Below are 16,939 nucleotides of genomic sequence, written 5' to 3' on the forward strand. Positions count from 1 at the left end.
TTATCGCTTAATGTTATCACGTTCCGTAATACACTAGCGGCTGCAATGTGCCATCACTAGGAAGAGTTGGATGCGCGTATCTCTCAAGGGGCGGATCGCCCTGATTATTTTAGTCGCCACTTTGGTGACCATACTCGCCGTACTACTCACTGGCTATCATATGTTGGTTAAGGACACCGAGCGTCAGTTGCGTGAACATCAAATGGCCGTTACCGAGCGGGCTGCTGAGCAAGTGGAGCATTTGCTGACGCTACGTTTGAACACCCTAGCCCATATCAGTGTGCAGTTGTCTAACGGTAAGCGTTTGCATTCTGCACCTGAGCTTAATCGAGAGCTGGCACGTCAACGCAGGCTTAATGGCTATGATATGTTTCCCGATGGCATAGTGGTGTTAGATAAAAACGCCGTAGCACAAGCTGAGAGCCTATTTGCAGCAGGTCGAGTGGGCACCAATTACGCGAACCTTCCTCATATACAGCAAGTGCTCCAAAGCAAGCAATTAGTTATTAGTCAGCCACTCATAGATCTGGTCACGGGCCAGCCCTTGATCAGCATGTTACAACCTATTCTTTCTGATGATGGTGAGCTGCAGGGTATTTTGCTGGGGGTTATTAATCTCACTCATGCTTCACTCTTACCCGAACAAAGTGTTGGGCAGGCGCGGCGCGAAGGCACACAGTTTAAGATTATTGACACTCATAACCAGCTGTATATCTACAATGGCGAGCATACTGAGCAATTAACTGAGCTAAAACCCTTACCAAAGCCATTAGTCGATCCCTTAGTAGACGCGGCTTTCTCTGGCTTCACCGTCGGTATTGCCGGTCAAGGCCCGAAAAAATGGGTATTTGCCAACACCCGACTCGATACTCTGGGTTGGGTGTTTGTCAGCGCCGTACCCTATGGCCAAGCCATAGCACCGGCGAAAGCCTTCTTTCTGCGCTTTGCCGGAATCAGCCTAGCAGTGGGGGTGCTCTTGTCGACCTTAGCATTTTGGTTGGTGTGGGCGGCAATAAGGCCGCTTGAAACCATGACCCAACAAATTCGCGACATGACCCGACAAGCGGGTGACAGTATGCCCTTATCGGAAACTGGCGTGAGTGAGGTGGCAAGCCTTGCCCAAGCTTTCAATCAGCTCACCAATGAGCGCAAGGCGCTGAGCGAAGTGAAAGATGATTTTGTGGCTGTGATAAGCCATGAGTTGCGCACACCCCTCACCTCCATTAACGGCGCCTTAAAGTTGCTGGGGTCAGGCTTAATCGGGCCGCTGCCGGAGAAGGCTGCACAGTTAGCCGGCTTAGCCTTACGTAACGGCGAGCGCTTACAGCTGATCATCAACGATTTATTAGACTTTAGTAAGCTGAGCTGCGGCAAGATGACGCTCACACCCATATCGCTTGAGCTGGGTGAGCTAATCGCGGAAGCCATAACCGCCAATCAGGTTATGGCCAGCCAGTATCAGGTGCAAACGCGCATGCGAGTGATTAAGCCATTAGCGGCGTGTTTGGATCCGCTGCGGGTGCGGCAAATCTTAGATAACTTGATCAGTAATGCCATTAAGTTTTCACCCCTACAGGGCAGGGTGACGGTACACGCCGAGCGCCTAAGCTCTGGAATGTTGCGTATCTGCGTGAGTGATCAAGGCCCGGGCATTCCCGCCGATTTTGCTCCCCAGCTCTTTGAGCGTTTTGTGCAAGCCGAGCATGGCACCATGCGCGCCAGCCAAGGTACAGGCCTGGGTTTAGCCATCTGTAAAGACTTGGTGAGCTTGATGCAGGGAGAAATCGGGTTTTATAACGAGGGGGGAGCCCATGTTTGGCTCGAACTGCCTTCAACACTTATGCCCACCGCCACAAATACCAGCTTAGACAAGGAGCCGCTTTAATGACGCCACCCCTGATCCCCGCTAATGAGTGGCAGCGCATGCAAGCGCTGTTAAAGACAGGCCTGCTCGATAGCCAGCCCGAAGCGGGCTTTGATCGGATAACCCGCATTGCTCAGCAGACCTTTGGGGTGGAGATCGCCTTAGTCTCTTTGATTGATACCGATCGGCAGTGGTTTAAATCTCGTCAAGGGTTGGCTGCCTGTGAAACCCACCGCAATCTCTCTTTTTGCGGTCATGCCATCTTAGATGAAGCGGTATTTATTGTGGAAGATGCGCTGCGTGACCCGCGCTTCGCCGATAATCCGCTGGTGCTCGATGCCCCTTATATTCGCTTCTACGCCGGTGCACCTTTGCATGACAGTGACGGCCACAGACTGGGCACCTTATGTATTATTGATCCCAAGCCGCGGGTGTTTAGCGAGCAAGATGCCCAGCTACTGCGTGAATTAGCGGATTGTGTAGAAGAGCAAATTCGCCAACGTCAATTGTTAGCGCTGAGTCAGGCGTTGGAAACAAGTGAAGCCAGAGCTCAGCTAGTTATTGCCAACGCCAGTGTCGGCACTTGGCAGTGGGATCTTCAGACTCAAGAGTGTGAGTTTAATGAGCGTTGGGCGCAGATGTTAGGCTATCAACTATTCGAGTTAACCCCCATCGACATCGAAACTTGGCGCAGTCGCTTGCATCCAAAAGATTCGCTTGAGTTGGCGAGTTTATTAACGCGCTATCTTGGTGGCCTTGAGCCCAAATATGAATACAAATATCGCATGCGCCATAAGGCTGGCCATTGGGTCTGGGTACAAAGCCATGGTCAAGTGGTAAGTCGAGACGCTCAAGGCCAAGCACTAAAAATGTATGGCTCGCACATGGATATTACTGCCGAACATCTGGCCTTGGTGCAGCTAGAGCGTAAAAACCAAGCGTTAGCGCTACTAAATTGCATCTCGTTTGAATTAACGGGCAGCCTAGATGAAAAAATTACGCAGGCGCTGACTTTAGGTTGTCATTTTTTAGCATTAGACATAGGGATTGCCAGCGAAATTATCGGTGATGTCTATGCCGTGCGCTGGGCCTCAGCCCCTCCTGAGATGGGCATAGTGCCAGGGCTGAACTTTGCGCTGGAGCAGACTTATTGCCAGTTATTGATGCAACAGACAGGGATATTGGGCATCAGTCACATGGGCGAGTCTGCTTTTAAGCATGAAGCTTGTTATCAGCAATTAGGGCTAGAAAGTTATCTGGCGATTCGCTTAGAGGTGGATGGTCAGTTGTTTGGCACCCTTAATTTCTCAGATACCCAAGTTCGAGAGCTGGCTTTTGATGACACCGACTCTATGTTTTTAGGGCTACTGGCACACTGGCTGGGCGAGATGCTGAGTACCAAGCTGCGTGAAGAACGCCTAACTAAGTTGCTCGATCAAATGCCCGGCATGTTGTTTCAGTACCGACAATGGCCAGATGGCCATATTAGCTTTCCTTATAGCAGCAGCGGCATTAAAAATTTTTATGGCACCACTCCCGCACAGGTGTTTCAAGATGCGGGTCAGATTTTTGACCGTGTCTATAAGCCTGATTTAGCACAAATACAGCAGTCGATTGCGCTGTCTGAACGCCAGCTCAGCACTTGGTATGACCAATATCGTATCGTGCAGACCGATGGCAGCTTGCGTTGGGTGGAGGGGCGTTCTCAACCGGAGCGCTTAGAAGATGGTAGCACCATCTGGCATGGTTATCTGGTCGACATTCAAGCCGAAAAAGAAGCCGAGCTGGCGCTGGCGGCGAGTGAGCAGCGGCTACGCAGTTTATTTGATCTGTCATCCATTGGTATCGCATTGAATGACTTTCAAACTGGCGACTTTATCGATGTAAATCAGGCGCTGCTCGACAGCTCGGGTTTTCAGAAAGAACAGTTGTTGGCCTTAGATTATCGGCAATTAACCCCAGTCGAGTATCAGTCTCAAGATAAACGCGCCTTAGCCGAGCTGCAGGTCTGTGGCCGTTGTACGCCTTACGAAAAAGAATATTTCCGTTGGGACGGCAGCCGCTTTCCAGTCCGCCAGCAAGGAGTCTTGGTCACCGAAGCCGATGGTCGCTCGTTATTATGGTCGTTGGTCGAAGATATTTCTGAACTGAAAAAAGTGGATCAGCTACAAAAAGAATTTGTGGCCACCGTTAGCCATGAATTGCGCACTCCCTTAACCTCTATCACCGGCTCCTTGGGGCTGTTAGTGCAAGGCGTGCTGGGCGAGTTGCCGGAGAAAGTGGTGCAATTATTGCGCGTGGCTTATCACAACAGTCAGCGCTTAAATTTATTGATCAATGACTTGCTCGATATTGAAAAACTGGCTGCCGGCAAGATGCCGTTTGATATGCAAAGCCATGATTTAACTAGTCTCGTAAACGCATCCATTCATTTGAATCAACCTTTAGGCAAGGAGCGATCTGTGCAATTGGCCCTTGTCGCCTATGTGCCCGGTGCTCGGGTACACACAGATAAAGACAGATTCTTACAAGCGCTCTCTAACCTACAGGCGAACGCCATTAAGTTTTCACCCAAAGGCGGGCACGTAACTGTGAGTATTGAACGCGCGGCTTTAGGTTATTGGCGAGTGCGAGTACAAGATGAAGGCGAGGGCGTGCCGTTGAGTTTTAAAGATCGAGTCTTTGAAAAGTTCGCCCAAGCCGATAGCTCAGACTCCCGTCAAAAAGGCGGCACCGGCTTAGGTCTTGCCATCACCAAGGAATTAATGGCGCGTATGCAGGGCCAAGTAGATTATGAATCCTTGCCCGGCCAAGGCGCTTGTTTTTGGTTGGAGGTACCTGCAGCGGGTGAGGCGTGAAGGGTGAGTGGTGAGGAGTAAAGAGCCATAAAAAAACCGAACCTGCTGGGTTCGGTTTTTTCTTGCGCTTGCCCTAAATGGATCGAGCAAATTTGTCAAACGACGCAGGTATAAGTAAAGGCGTTAGGCACCTCACTTTTTACACCTCATGCCTCACCCATAACTAAATCGACGCCACTTCTTCGGCAGTCAGGTAGCGCCATTGACCCTCGGGTAAGTCGCCCAGCACTATCTCAGCGACTTGCAGGCGGTGCAACGCCACCACAAAGTTACCGACGGCGGCAAACATACGCTTCACCTGATGATACTTACCTTCTTGTATGGTGAGTAACACACGAGTGGCAGTCACAGTCTCAAGCTGGGCAGGCAAGGTGGGCTTATCTTCGCCGTGTAGCATAATGCCCTCGGCAAACAGCGTCGCCACGTCCATGGCTAACGGCTCTGCTAAGTCTACCTGATAAACTTTTTTGCAAGCATGCTTAGGCGCACGCAAGCGATGGGACCATTGGCCATCGTCGGTCAGCAACAAGGCGCCGGTAGTGTCTACATCTAAGCGGCCGGCGCATTGAATGCCGCGGCATAGCTCGGGGGGCAGCAGTTGTAACACACAAGGATGAGCATCATCTTGGGTGGCACTAATAAAGCCTGCGGGTTTGTGTAATAACACATACCGCGCCTTAGGCTCGCCGAGTAAACGACCCTCTAAACACACTGCTTGACCATTAATTTGTTGGTCGCTTTTTTTTACTATTTCACCGTCTACGGTGACCTCGCCCCTGTGTAAGGCTTTTTTAACCACAGTACGGGTCTGGCCCGTGGCTTCCGCTAAGAATCGGTCGAGACGCATTAGGCCTTGTCACCTTGGTTAGCGAGAGTGTCACCTTGGTTAGCATCGGCATTATCTTCTGCAAATGCATCTTCGTTTAACCAGGCGTGGAGTACTTCTTTGGCTTTATCTACGCCTAAGCCTTTCAGTGAGCTAAAAGATTCGACGCGAATGTCGCCGCCAAACGCTTTTACCGCTTCACGCACGCGTAATACTTCGGAGTTACGCGGGCCGGGTTTGAGCTTGTCACTCTTGGTGAGCAGCGCCAGTACCGGTAAGTTACTTTCACTCGCCCACTGCAGCAGTTGTGTGTCTATGTCTTTTAGAGGGTGGCGAATATCCATCAGTACCACTAAGCCTTTGAGGCTATCGCGCTTTTGCAGATAAACGGATAAGGCCGCCTGCCATTTTAGCTTCATTTCTTGCGGTACTTTGGCGTAGCCGTAACCGGGCAAGTCGATTAAACGTTTACCTGGGCTAAGCTCAAACACGTTAATCAGCTGAGTACGTCCCGGTGTCTTACTGATGCGCGCCAAACTTTTCTGTTGGGTAATGGTATTTAAGGCCGATGATTTGCCCGCATTAGAGCGTCCTGCAAAGGCGATTTCTACGCCGGTATCGGCGGGCATTTGTGTAATATCAGGCGCACTGGTAATAAAGCGGGCGCTGTTAAAACTTATCTGTTTGTTATCCAATATGAATTCCTCTGGGTTCTGATGCCGCTTTACTTACTTTCTTGCAAATTAATTGTAGAATAGAGTCGTTTTTTGAATCGCATTGTAACATGCCCTTGTCGGTATGTGATCTGGAAGCTCTAACAACGAGAAGTCGCAACGTCATGAAAAAAATTGTTTTCACGCTAGTCTTAATGCTCGGAGTGGTTGGTGTCGCCCAAGCTCAGGGCGACGTAGAAGCAGGTAAAGCCAAGTCAGCCACCTGTGCTGCTTGTCATGGCCCTGATGGCAACAGCCCAATCGACATGTACCCTAAATTGGCGGGTCAGCACGCTTCTTATTTAGCTAAGCAATTAGCTAACTATAAGGCTGCTGCTACCGGTGGTGAAGGTCGTGCCAACGCCATCATGGGTGGTATGGCCATGCCTTTATCTGAACAAGATATGGCAGATTTAGCAGCTTACTTCGCCAGCCAAGCCATTACACCTATCGCAACCCCTGAAGACGTAGTAAAACAGGGTGCCGCGTTATACCAAGGTGGTGATATTGAACGCGGCGTAACTGCCTGTGTTGCTTGTCATGGCCCACGGGGCGAAGGCTTGGAAGCGGCTAAGTTTCCTAGTTTAACTGGCCAGCATCCTAAGTATATTGCTGAGCAGTTACATCTGTTTCGCACCGGTGAGCGTAATAACGATCCCAACGGTATGATGCGCAGCATAGCCGCTAAGCTGACCGATCAAGACATAGAAGTTTTGTCTAAGTACGTAGCTGGTCTGCATTAATAATGATATTTGGGGGCTTATGCCCCCAGTTTGCTTGGTTTCCTCCATGCCTGCCCTGTTGCACTACCTGAACCGCCTCTTTTGTTCTCATTCTGAATCGCCTTTATTTTGGCAAGATACCGTTGCGCTATGTTAGGTGAACGGGGTCGCGGCCTAATTTTTGTCGATCCTGACAAATGACAGAGGCAAGCGTCGCCGAATATGAGTAGGCTTGGTATACGCAGGCGGTAATCCAGCAGATAGGTGATCAAGGCGGCTTGGCTCACTGTTACTCACCACCAGATCCCTTTGAGTTCGCCTTTAGCCAGCTCATAAGACGACATAATTTTATACACCGGAGTCCATATGACACGCATTAAAAAAACCCGTACCCAGGGTCCAGCAGCTGGCTCTTCTCGCAAAGACAGCCGGGAAACGCCAGCGCAGGCTAAAGAGCGCCAGCGTAAGGCAGGACGTAAAGGGTTGGCAGCCGGTTCCCGCCAAAACGTACCCGAACTAAAAGCGCAGGCCAACGAACAGCAAGCGCCAAAAGATCCACGACATGGTTCTAAAAAGCCGGTGGCCTTAGGTGTGACTAACGAGCCGACCGCAGAGCAACTGCAAGCCGCCGCCGCTAAAAAAGCGGCTAAGGCCGCGAACAAAGCTGCGAATAAGGTTGCCGCTGAGCAAGCTAAGATAGCCAAAATTGAAGTAGTAGACGACGAAGCGCTGCCAGAGTTAACGCCTGAGCAAGAGTTAGAACAACTTGAGAACGACGACCGTTTAAATGGTTTGTTGGATCAAGTGGATGCAGGCAAAAAGCTTAGCAAAGCCGATGCCAGCTGGTTGGACAAAAGACTGGCTCGTCACCAACAATTGCTTGAGCAATTGGGCTTGCTGGACGACGAAGATGAAGAGTCGAACGAAGGCGATGACTTATGGACCCGCTTTATGGATGCAGAGTTTGATCCTGCGCAATATGAGGATAAGGAACATAAGTCATGATCCCAGCTTGGTTAATTGCCGCCCTAGTGGGCGGCCTTATCATCTTGGCCTTGGCCATTTACGCGGGTAAGTTACTGGCACAGGTGAAGTTACAACGCCTGCACCAAGCCCAAGCGGTGAGCGCACGCAACGAGCGTATTCTAGAAAGCATTCGCACCATAGCGCTGGCCGTTAGCCAAGAGCAGTGCAACGAATCAGAAGGCGCGATTCGCTTAACCAACCTGTTGAATGCGTTGCAATTTAGCGAGCCAAGAGACTTCGGTAGTGACTATCCGGCTTTGTATACGCTGTACGAAAAAGTAAAAGACATGCCGACCCATCAGGCTCGTCAAGAATTAAAGCGCAATGAAATCATGCGTTTAGATGTACAACGCGCCGGCTTTGAATTAGAGCTTGCAGCACAAATTAAAATAGAGGCAAAAGCGCTTGCGGGGTTAACACTGCCCGGCGCTTAAGCCGGGGAGAGTTTATGACAGCACAAATAGAGTGGGATCAGGCGCTGATCGAGAAATATAATTATTCTGGTCCGCGTTATACCTCGTATCCAACGGCGATGGAGTTTAGCGAAGACTTTGGTATGCCAGAGTTAGCAGTCGCCGCCGCGAGTTATCCTGAGCGCCCTTTGTCGCTTTATGTGCATATCCCGTTTTGCCATAAGCTCTGTTATTACTGTGGCTGCAATAAAGTCATTACGCGCCATCAGAGCAAAGCCGATCCTTATCTTGATTACCTAGAGCTAGAAATAAAACGCTTAGCGCCGCAGTTTGCTGGGCGTACCGTCACTCAGTTACATTGGGGCGGCGGCACACCGACATTTTTAACAGAGCCGCAAATTCGCCGTTTGAATAGCCTGTTGCGCGAGCACTTTAACTTTGCCGAGCAAGGCGAATACAGTCTCGAGATAGATCCGCGTAAAATTGAGCTGAGCCTATTAGACGTACTCAAAGACGTGGGTTTTAATCGTATTAGCTTAGGCGTACAAGACTTTAATAAAGCGGTGCAGCAAATGGTCAACCGGGACCAAGATAACGACTTTATTAAGGCACTCGTGTTGCGCGCCGCCGAGTTAGGTTTTAGCTCTACCAACCTCGATTTAATTTACGGCCTGCCACTGCAGACGCCGGAAAGTTTTCAGCACACCTTAAAAGAAATCGTGGCGCTAAAGCCTGCCCGTTTGTCGGTCTTTAATTATGCGCACCTGCCGAGCCGTTTTGCCGCCCAGCGTAAACTTAACACCGCCGATATGCCGAGTCCGGCCAATAAGCTGTTGATGCTGGAGCAAAGCATTAACTTCTTAACCGAGCAAGGCTATCAGTTTATCGGTATGGACCATTTCGCGCTGCCGGATGACAGCCTCGCCATTGCCCAGCGTGAGGGTAAATTGCATCGTAATTTCCAAGGCTACACCACCCAAGGCGAGTGCGATTTATTGGGCTTAGGCGTGTCGGCAATCAGTATGCTAGGTGATGCTTACTCACAAAATCACAAAGATTTAAAAGAGTATTACGCTCAGCTAGACAGCTTAGGCCATGCGCAAACAGTGGGTTACGCCTTAAATGAAGATGATTGTTTACGCCGCGACTTAATTAAAACGCTGATTTGTAACTTCGAGCTGGAATTTGCGCCACTCGAAGCCGAGTATCAGATTAGCTTTGCCGATTACTTCAGTGAGGACCTTAAGCTGCTACAAACCTTTATTGACGATGAACTGGTTACCATCAGCGATACGCACATTAAGGTGACGCTAAAAGGCGAGCTGCTGATCCGCAATATCTGTATGTGCTTTGACGTGCACTTACGCCGCGAAACCCGTATGCGTCAGTTTTCAAGAGTGATTTAAGAGCAGCGCCGAGCGCCCAGCACCAAGCTTAAACAAAAACACCGAGCCCAAAACTCGGTGTTTTTGTTTGGTAGGCCGTTTCAGCCAACCGGTTTTGCTTTTAGCTCGGCGCTTGGTGCGGGGCGCTGGGCGCTAATTTAGCTCTTTGCTCGTTACTGATAAACGCCATTGCTAGCGCATTTTCTTGGCAGCGGCGAAGGTGTGCGGGAGTTAAGCCGGCGGCTTTTGCGGCTTTGCCGTATTCGTGGCGCAGCTCTATGCCTTGCACCGCAGGATCGTCGGTATTCAAACAAACTCTAATATTGTGGGCCAAGAAGGCATGAATGGGGTGGTCGCTTAAATCAGAGACGGTACTGGTTTGCAGATTAGAGGTGAGGCAGGATTCTATGCCAATCTTATGCTCGGCTAAGTAATGCAGCAACGCTTGGTCGGTAATGGCGTTGACGCCGTGGCCGATGCGCTCGGCACCTAAGTCGTTAATGGCCTGCCAAATACTCTGACTGTCGGCGGCTTCGCCCGCATGCACGGTAATGCGCAGGCCTGCATCGCGCACTTTTTTAAAGTGCTCGACAAATAGCGCTCCCGGAAAACCCAACTCATCGCCGGCTAAGTCTATGGCCACTAATCTGTCTTTATGAGCCAAGCAGGCCGCCAGCTCTTGTTCACAAGCACCTTGGCCAAAGGTACGGCTCATAATGCCGATTAAATTCACCGGTATGCCAAAATCGCGGCTGCCCGCCGCCACGCCATCGAGCACGGCTTCCACTACGCCTTGTGGGTCTAGCTCGTGATGCATGGCCATATAAGCGGGGCTAAAGCGCAGCTCAGCATAATGAATACCGGCCAGATTCAAGTCTTCGACATTTTCATAAGCCAGCCGCCGACAGGCATCGTAATTACCTAATACCTTAACCCCCCAATCCAATTTGGCCAGAAAAGACAATAAGTCTGGTGCATTATCTTGCACCTGCACATGAGGTCGCAGCCCCGCCACGCTAGTGGCAGGCAGCGCCATATTAAATTGCCGACCCAGCTCTAAGATGGTGGCGGGGCGCACGTTGCCGTCTAAGTGGCGATGTAAGTCCAGTAACGGCAAGCTGTGGTCAATCATAACGGCAACTCCTTAAACAGATGAGGCGTGAATGGTGAGGAGTGAGGCGCAGCGCCAAGATCTGTAAACTCGGTGTTTAGCGCCTCACGCCTTTCGCTTCACTCTTCATCCTTCACATTCAATTTTCGCGTTAGCGTGTTGCGGCCCCAGCCCAATAATCTGGCGGCGTCTTGTTTATGGCCTTGGCTATGTTTGAGTGCACATTCGATCAACAGCTGCTCTACCTCAGGCAATACATCGGTTAACAGCGCCTCGCGACCTTGGCTAAATTCTTGCTCGGCCCAACGTTGTAAGTGTAAACGCCAATCTTGCACTTGCCCCTGTGATGCGGTTGCGGGAGTACTGGGTGACAATAAAGTAGGGGGTACGGCCTGTAACTCTTCGGGCAGATCGCCAAGTAGTACTTGTTGCGCCGATGCCATCACAGTCAACCAGCGGCAGAGATTTTCTAATTGGCGCACATTACCCGGCCAAGGTAGGGTTTGCAGGTACGCGACTGTGCTGGGATGTAAACTCTTTACCTCTACGTTTAGCTCACTCGCCGCTTGGGTGAGAAAATGCTGGGCTAACTGCGGAATATCTTGCGCGCGCTCCTTAAGTGCCGGCATCAAGATGCGGATCACATTGAGGCGATGGAATAGGTCTTCACGAAAATGATTCGCCGCCACCTTTAGCTCTAGGTCTTGATGGGTGGCGGCGATAATGCGCACATCGACTTTTAGCGCGGCTTGGCCACCGACCCGATAAAACTGACCGTCGGCCAGTACTCTTAATAAGCGGGTTTGCACCTCTAGCGGCATGTCGCCAATTTCATCGAGAAATAAGGTGCCGCCATGGGCTTGCTCGAAACGCCCTTGGCGCACACTGTTAGCGCCAGTAAAGGCGCCTTTCTCATGACCAAATAACTCTGACTCAATTAAATCTCTCGGAATGGCCGCCATGTTTAAGGCGATAAAAGGCCGGTTGGCTCGTGGGCTGTGTTTATGTAACGCCTTGGCTACCAGCTCTTTACCCGTGCCGCTTTGACCATTGATCAGTACCGCAATTGAGGAGCGAGCTAGGCGGCCAATGGCGCGAAACACCGCCTGCATAGCCGGAGCTTCGCCGATTATTTGCGGCGTCACGCTTTTTGCTGACTGCGGGGCCGAGTTAAAAGCGGGCGCTGGCTGGGCTTGAGCTTGGGCGATGGCTTTATGGGCTAGGCTAATCGCCTGATCGATGTCAAAGGGCTTGGGTAAGTATTCAAAGGCGCCCTGTTGGTAAGCCTGCACCGCGCTGTCGAGATCCGAATGGGCGGTCATAATAATCACCGGCAGATTAGGCGCTTGCTGGTTAATACGCGTTAACACAGCTAAACCATCTAAACCCGGCATGCGAATATCTGATATCACCACTTGCGGTGCATCTTGTACGAGTAGGGCTTGTTCGAGTGCTGCCAATAAGTTGTGGCCATCACTAAAACTTTTGCAGCTTAAACCGGCCGTGGCCATGGCTCGCTCCAATACCCAGCGAATGGCGCTGTCGTCATCCAGTATCCAGACTTGTTCCGTCATGAGCTCAGTTCCTAGTTCAATAAGGATCTAAATTAGTGCCGCAGGGGCAGGTAAATAATAAATTCTGTGTGTCCGGGGTGGCTCAAGGTTTCGATGCGGCCATTATGTTGCTGAATAATATCTTGAGCCAGCGATAGTCCTAGGCCAGTGCCGCCTTGGCGTCCCGTCACCATAGGATAAAATAAGGTCTCGCGTAGTAATTCCAGAATACCCGGGCCGTTGTCAATAATGCGGATCTCGGCGGTCTGGCGATAGAGTTTCCCTTGTAACAATACTTGGTGCGCGATACGAGTTTTTAGCACTATGCGTGCCGGCTCGTCGCTGAGCTCCCGTGTATCTTCGGTTAGCGCCTGTGCGGCGTTGCGCACTATATTGAGCAGCGCCTGCTCTATTTGCTCCGCATCCATCTCAAATTCGGGAATGCTGGGGTCATAGTCGCGCGCGAGCATTATTTGCGGTGGTAATTCGAGGGCCACGAGTTGGCGTACCCGCTCTAATACTGAGTGCACATTATCTGTTTGGCGCATGCCCAGTCGTTGTGGGCCTAATAAACGGTCGACCAAGTTAGAGAGTCGATCCGCTTGGGCAATAATTAACTGGGTAAATTCCTTAAGATCAGCGTGGTCTTGTTCTAGCTCTCGCTCCAATAATTGAGCCGCACCGCGTAGGCCACCCAGTGGATTTTTAATCTCATGAGCCAAGCCGCGCACCAGATCGCGCGCCACTTGCTGTTGGGTGCGCTGCTGCAATTCTTGGCTAATTTTTTTTTGCTGATCCACCAAATGCACTTCGACTAAGGCCAAGCCCGGATCGCCGGCTAACGGCGTCACGCTCACTTCTACCCAGTGCACTTGACCCTTGATGGCGAGCTGCACTTCACTGTCGGTAAAACTTTGCTCAGTGCTAATACAGTGACGAATACGTGCTAAATCCAGTGAGATATATAAGGCGAGATCGGCATCATGCAGATGCAGAGCGCCATTTTGTAAACGTCGAGGGCTGAGCGACAACAATTGCTTGGCGGCAGTATTGACAAAATGAACCAGCAGTTCGGCATCCACCACTAACACTCCTGTGAGTAAGTTATCCAAGATAGCTTGGGTCTCTAGTGGAAGCGGTACTGAAGTAGACGATGCAAAGAAGTGAGGCATAAGGTATTTTTTCGCTCGCGAGCCGGTTAGATAATTGCACCAGATTGGTGCGCTATTCTAAGCACATTTTCTACTGCTGTCGTCGTGCTATGGGCAAAAGGCGTATTTTTAGTCACGATAAAAAAGCCAAGAAAAAGTTTGTTCGATATAGATAGCAAGAATATAATTAGCATGCTAACTAATTTGGAGGTGCGAATGAAGACATTAGGCATGACGCTTTCTTGCTTAGTGCGCCAGTGGCGCGCGGTAAATGATGAAAGATTAAAACCCTTAGCGCTTACTCAAAGTCGATGGCTCACTTTGAGTCATCTAAAATATGAAGATGGCCTGTTACAGCACCAGCTGGCGCGCTTAGTGGGGGTGGAAAGTCCGTCTTTAGTGCGCACCCTAGATGGGTTAGAACAATTAGGCATGGTGGAACGTCGACCTTGTGAGAATGATAGACGCGGTAAAACTGTGCATTTAACCGAGCACGTCGGCGATATCATGAAGGAAATGGATAAGGTGTTAGACGCTACTCGCTCCCAAGTATTAGCCGGTTTAACCGAGCACGAGGTCGCCGAGTTTACCCGCTTGGCGGAGCATATTGCTGATAACCTACAGCGACTAACGGGCCATAAAGGTTAATTTACATTGAGGTACAAATGACACCAGAGCAAAGCTTTAGTCGTTGGGTAAAAATCGCATTAACCGCCTTTTTTGTGCTGTTTGGCTATTTTGTGATTGCCGATAACTACCTGCCCATGACCACGGAATCTCGAGTTCAGCGCTACGTTATTCCAGTATCGGCGCGGCTATCCGGCCAAGTAGACCAAGTTAAGGTGGTGAATAATCAAGAGGTGAAGCCGGGTCAGGTGTTGTTTACCTTAGATGATAAAGATTTTGCCTTAGCGGTACAGCGCGCTGAATTAACGCTCGCTCAAGCGAAATCCGAACAAATAAAATCTCATTCAGGTCTGGCGGAGCTAGAAGCCGAGCTGCATCAAAGTGAGCTGCAAGCCACTGAGCAAGGTCGAGAAGCGGCGCGAATTGCCCGACTATTTAAGCTGGGCCATGTGTCTAAGCAGCAACTGGAGCAGGTTAATACCAAAGTGAGCCTAGCCCGTGAAGCCAGCGCCGTGTCTCGCGCCCGACTGCAAGAGGTAAAGCAGGGGCAAAACGTGGCCAGCATCATGGTGCAGCAGGCCGCAGTGGCGCTGGAGCAGGCTAAGTTAAACTTAACGCGTACTCAAGTGCAGGCAGAAACTGCGGGTCGCATCGGTAACTTGCAGTTACGCCAAGGGCAGCATGCGAATGCCGGCCAGCCTTTGATGGCATTGATCTCAGAGCAAGGCTGGGTGAGTGCGGATTTACGCGAAAAAAGCCTGCGTCATGTTAAAACCGGCACGGCCGTTGACGTGGTGTTTGATGCGCTGCCCGGCCAAGTATTTAAAGGCCAGGTCACTAGCATCGAAAGCGGAGTGCGCGAAGGCCAAGAGTCGGCAGATGGCTTGTTGGCACAAACCGTGAGTTCGGATCGTTGGGTGCGTGATGCCCAGCGGCTGCGCGCCAATATTGAACTGGACCAAGCTTGGCCCGAATTGGCGACCGGTGCCAAAGCCACGGTACAGCTGTATCCGGTTGATAACTTCATACTGCATGCGTTGGCGGCGATGCAGATCCGTGTGGTCAGCGTGCTGCGCTACCTTTATTAGGCATAGTTGCACTACTTGTATTAAACAAGGGCTAAGCGTGAGCATCAAAAACCAAAACCAAAACCAAAACCAAAACTAAAACCAGCACACAGATTGTGTAGAGGCCGCTTTGAGCGCGCCGGTTTTGCTGCGCAAAACTTAAGTGCCGGGCGGAGAGCCAGCTATGGAGCTAACTCAGGACCAGTTATGGAATTGACCCAAGACAAGTTACGCATTTGTTTGCGTGTTGCCTTCGCCAGTGCCGCCGGCTTATTGCTGACTAAGGTACTGAATTTAAACTTTGGCGTATTTTTTACCGTTTACCCTATGTTGCTGCTGGGCATGATGCCCGTCTTAAACCGCTTTATCGCCTTGCAGTTTATTGGCTCCTCGGTACTGACTTCGCTTGAGATCATGATTTTGCCCAGCCTGCTGCATAACTGGCCACCGGCCTTTACTATTGTGGTGTTTTGTCTGTTTTTGGGCTTATTTTTGCTGATGGCTAAGGGGCCTATGCTGCTGTTTGGCGCGTCCGGCTGTGTAAGCTTAAGTATCATGCTGCACTTTTCCAGCTATGCGCACTTTAACCTCACCGACATGGCGGTCATGAATATTACCGCCTCGGTATTGTCGGTGGCCATGGCCTATATCGCCTATACTTTTTTGCCTAATAAAGAGCCACCCGTTGCGCGCGCAGCACCGGTAAAGAGCAATAACGTGATCCGCCATCAGGCCTTGCTGGGTGCCATAGTGGCGACCTTAAGCTTTACGGTATTTCAAACCGCAGACTTAGTGGACTCACTGTCGGCGCAAGTGGCCACCGTCTTGGTGTTATTCCCGATGAGTTTTATGGGGGCCGTGGAGTCAGGCCGTCAGCGCTGCATCGGCTGTTTATTAGGGTGCGCCTTAGGTCTTTCCACCCAGCTATTTTTATACAGCCATTACCATAATCTGGTGTTGCTCAGCCTGTCGTTTTGGCTGTGCGCCATGATATTTATGCGCTGGCATGTAAAAGAAGGCGTATCCGGTATCGGCTTTGCCGCGCTCACCACCACCGGCATCTTGTTCGGGCAATATATCTCGGCAGATCAAGACTTGGTGTATAGCGCCTTTTATCGCATGGGTTCTATGACCCTCGCCATCTTGGTCACCCTATGTTGCGTGTATTTGGTGCATAAAATCTTGAATCTGTTTCCCTCGACTAGGTATGAGATTGTGGGTTGATAAAAATATAACACCGAGCACCAAGCGCCTAGCTAAACAAAGAGCGCGCAAGAGAGACGGGATTAAAGATTTTTTGCCACGAAACGCACGGAAGAACACGGAAAAATAGTGATCAGATTTGAAAAAGCCAAAGCCTAGATAAAACTATTAAGGGGTAAGAGCCAAACACCCAGCCTGGACGAGGGGAGTCCTTACTATAAATAAGCCCTTAGGTTCTTGTCGCTTGTGAACTGTGTCCGTGCGTTCCGTGTTCTTCCGTGGCGAGAATAGCTTTTGTCAGTGGCTCTGCTCCTTGACCTGAAAATGCTCATTTTTACTTAGCGGGACATAAGTTGGTTCCCTTGATGACGAGCACTCAATAAAAAACCCCGAGCTTTTGGCTCGGGGTTTGTTTTTGTG

At 50.6% G+C, this 16,939-nt stretch carries 14 protein-coding genes; 9 read left to right on the forward strand and 5 right to left on the reverse strand.

Annotated features, from left to right (window positions below):
* Positions 1-70: 70 nt before the first annotated feature.
* A complete protein-coding gene (locus ACEN2G_RS04150; protein WP_442020205.1) occupies positions 71-1,885 on the forward strand; it encodes a sensor histidine kinase in 1,815 nt (604 codons plus the stop codon).
* Positions 1,885-4,722 (forward strand): PAS domain-containing protein, encoded by a 2,838-nt coding sequence (locus tag ACEN2G_RS04155; protein ID WP_442020206.1) that lies wholly within the window; start codon positions 1,885-1,887, stop codon positions 4,720-4,722. Before ACEN2G_RS04150 ends, ACEN2G_RS04155 begins: the two co-directional genes overlap by 1 nt.
* A 163-nt stretch (positions 4,723-4,885) precedes the next feature.
* Here the strand turns inward: ACEN2G_RS04155 and ACEN2G_RS04160 are convergent, their stop codons facing one another.
* Positions 4,886-5,569 carry a pseudouridine synthase gene (locus tag ACEN2G_RS04160; RefSeq protein WP_442020207.1) on the reverse strand — a complete coding sequence of 228 codons (684 nt, stop codon included), beginning with the start codon at positions 5,567-5,569 and terminating at the stop codon, positions 4,886-4,888.
* Positions 5,569-6,243: a ribosome biogenesis GTP-binding protein YihA/YsxC gene (gene yihA / locus ACEN2G_RS04165; RefSeq protein ID WP_442020208.1), complete on the reverse strand. Its 675-nt coding sequence runs from the start codon at positions 6,241-6,243 to the stop codon at positions 5,569-5,571. The genes ACEN2G_RS04160 and yihA overlap by 1 nt, the downstream gene beginning before the upstream one ends.
* A gap of 143 nt (positions 6,244-6,386) precedes the next feature.
* On the opposite strand from yihA, the gene ACEN2G_RS04170 reads away from it, so the two are divergent.
* The 4 genes from ACEN2G_RS04170 to hemN all read left to right on the forward strand — a co-directional run bounded on the left by ACEN2G_RS04170 (position 6,387) and on the right by hemN (position 9,828).
* The gene (locus tag ACEN2G_RS04170) at positions 6,387-7,004 is read left to right on the forward strand and encodes a c-type cytochrome (RefSeq protein WP_442020209.1); all 618 of its coding nucleotides are present in this window, start codon (positions 6,387-6,389) and stop codon (positions 7,002-7,004) included.
* Positions 7,005-7,349: 345 nt separating this feature from the next.
* Complete coding sequence (gene yihI, locus ACEN2G_RS04175) at positions 7,350-7,988, forward strand: Der GTPase-activating protein YihI (protein WP_442020210.1); 639 nt, start codon at positions 7,350-7,352, stop codon at positions 7,986-7,988.
* On the forward strand, positions 7,985-8,443 hold the full coding sequence (locus ACEN2G_RS04180) for a DUF2489 domain-containing protein (RefSeq protein ID WP_442020211.1): 459 nt from the start codon (positions 7,985-7,987) through the stop codon (positions 8,441-8,443). The genes yihI and ACEN2G_RS04180 overlap by 4 nt, the downstream gene beginning before the upstream one ends.
* 14 nt (positions 8,444-8,457) lie before the next feature.
* Positions 8,458-9,828, forward strand: a complete 1,371-nt coding sequence (gene hemN, locus ACEN2G_RS04185) for an oxygen-independent coproporphyrinogen III oxidase (protein ID WP_442020212.1) — start codon at positions 8,458-8,460, stop codon at positions 9,826-9,828.
* Between the two features lie 100 nt (positions 9,829-9,928).
* On the opposite strand, the gene add is transcribed toward hemN, so the two are convergent.
* From add to glnL, 3 genes are all read right to left on the reverse strand, one after another.
* A complete protein-coding gene (gene add / locus ACEN2G_RS04190) occupies positions 9,929-10,939 on the reverse strand; it encodes an adenosine deaminase (protein WP_442020213.1) in 1,011 nt (336 codons plus the stop codon).
* A gap of 98 nt (positions 10,940-11,037) precedes the next feature.
* On the reverse strand, positions 11,038-12,492 hold the full coding sequence (glnG, locus tag ACEN2G_RS04195; protein ID WP_442020214.1) for a nitrogen regulation protein NR(I): 1,455 nt from the start codon (positions 12,490-12,492) through the stop codon (positions 11,038-11,040).
* Positions 12,493-12,524: 32 nt separating this feature from the next.
* Positions 12,525-13,643, reverse strand: a complete 1,119-nt coding sequence (glnL, locus tag ACEN2G_RS04200; RefSeq protein ID WP_442020215.1) for a nitrogen regulation protein NR(II) — start codon at positions 13,641-13,643, stop codon at positions 12,525-12,527.
* 195 nt (positions 13,644-13,838) lie between these two features.
* Between glnL and slyA the strand changes: the two genes are divergently transcribed.
* From slyA to ACEN2G_RS04215, 3 genes are all read left to right on the forward strand, one after another.
* Positions 13,839-14,270 (forward strand): transcriptional regulator SlyA, encoded by a 432-nt coding sequence (gene slyA, locus ACEN2G_RS04205; RefSeq protein ID WP_442020216.1) that lies wholly within the window; start codon positions 13,839-13,841, stop codon positions 14,268-14,270.
* 17 nt (positions 14,271-14,287) lie between these two features.
* A complete protein-coding gene (locus ACEN2G_RS04210) occupies positions 14,288-15,337 on the forward strand; it encodes an HlyD family secretion protein (protein WP_442020217.1) in 1,050 nt (349 codons plus the stop codon).
* A gap of 186 nt (positions 15,338-15,523) precedes the next feature.
* The gene (locus tag ACEN2G_RS04215) at positions 15,524-16,540 is read left to right on the forward strand and encodes a DUF2955 domain-containing protein (RefSeq protein WP_442020218.1); all 1,017 of its coding nucleotides are present in this window, start codon (positions 15,524-15,526) and stop codon (positions 16,538-16,540) included.
* Positions 16,541-16,939: the final 399 nt, after the last annotated feature.

Source organism: Oceanisphaera sp. W20_SRM_FM3 (assembly GCF_052119705.1).
Lineage (GTDB): Bacteria > Pseudomonadota > Gammaproteobacteria > Enterobacterales > Aeromonadaceae > Oceanimonas.

Excerpts from the sequence above, each read along its gene's own strand:
- ACEN2G_RS04150 (WP_442020205.1), top strand. The coding sequence starts at position 71 with ATGCGCGTATCTCTCAAGGGGCGGATCGCCCTGATTATTTTAGTCGCC.
- ACEN2G_RS04155 (WP_442020206.1), top strand. The coding sequence starts at position 1,885 with ATGACGCCACCCCTGATCCCCGCTAATGAGTGGCAGCGCATGCAAGCG.
- ACEN2G_RS04160 (WP_442020207.1), bottom strand. The coding sequence starts at position 5,569 with ATGCGTCTCGACCGATTCTTAGCGGAAGCCACGGGCCAGACCCGTACT.
- ACEN2G_RS04170 (WP_442020209.1), top strand. The coding sequence starts at position 6,387 with ATGAAAAAAATTGTTTTCACGCTAGTCTTAATGCTCGGAGTGGTTGGT.
- yihI (WP_442020210.1), top strand. The coding sequence starts at position 7,350 with ATGACACGCATTAAAAAAACCCGTACCCAGGGTCCAGCAGCTGGCTCT.
- ACEN2G_RS04180 (WP_442020211.1), top strand. The coding sequence starts at position 7,985 with ATGATCCCAGCTTGGTTAATTGCCGCCCTAGTGGGCGGCCTTATCATC.
- hemN (WP_442020212.1), top strand. The coding sequence starts at position 8,458 with ATGACAGCACAAATAGAGTGGGATCAGGCGCTGATCGAGAAATATAAT.
- add (WP_442020213.1), bottom strand. The coding sequence starts at position 10,939 with ATGATTGACCACAGCTTGCCGTTACTGGACTTACATCGCCACTTAGAC.
- glnG (WP_442020214.1), bottom strand. The coding sequence starts at position 12,492 with ATGACGGAACAAGTCTGGATACTGGATGACGACAGCGCCATTCGCTGG.
- glnL (WP_442020215.1), bottom strand. The coding sequence starts at position 13,643 with ATGCCTCACTTCTTTGCATCGTCTACTTCAGTACCGCTTCCACTAGAG.
- slyA (WP_442020216.1), top strand. The coding sequence starts at position 13,839 with ATGAAGACATTAGGCATGACGCTTTCTTGCTTAGTGCGCCAGTGGCGC.
- ACEN2G_RS04210 (WP_442020217.1), top strand. The coding sequence starts at position 14,288 with ATGACACCAGAGCAAAGCTTTAGTCGTTGGGTAAAAATCGCATTAACC.
- ACEN2G_RS04215 (WP_442020218.1), top strand. The coding sequence starts at position 15,524 with ATGGAATTGACCCAAGACAAGTTACGCATTTGTTTGCGTGTTGCCTTC.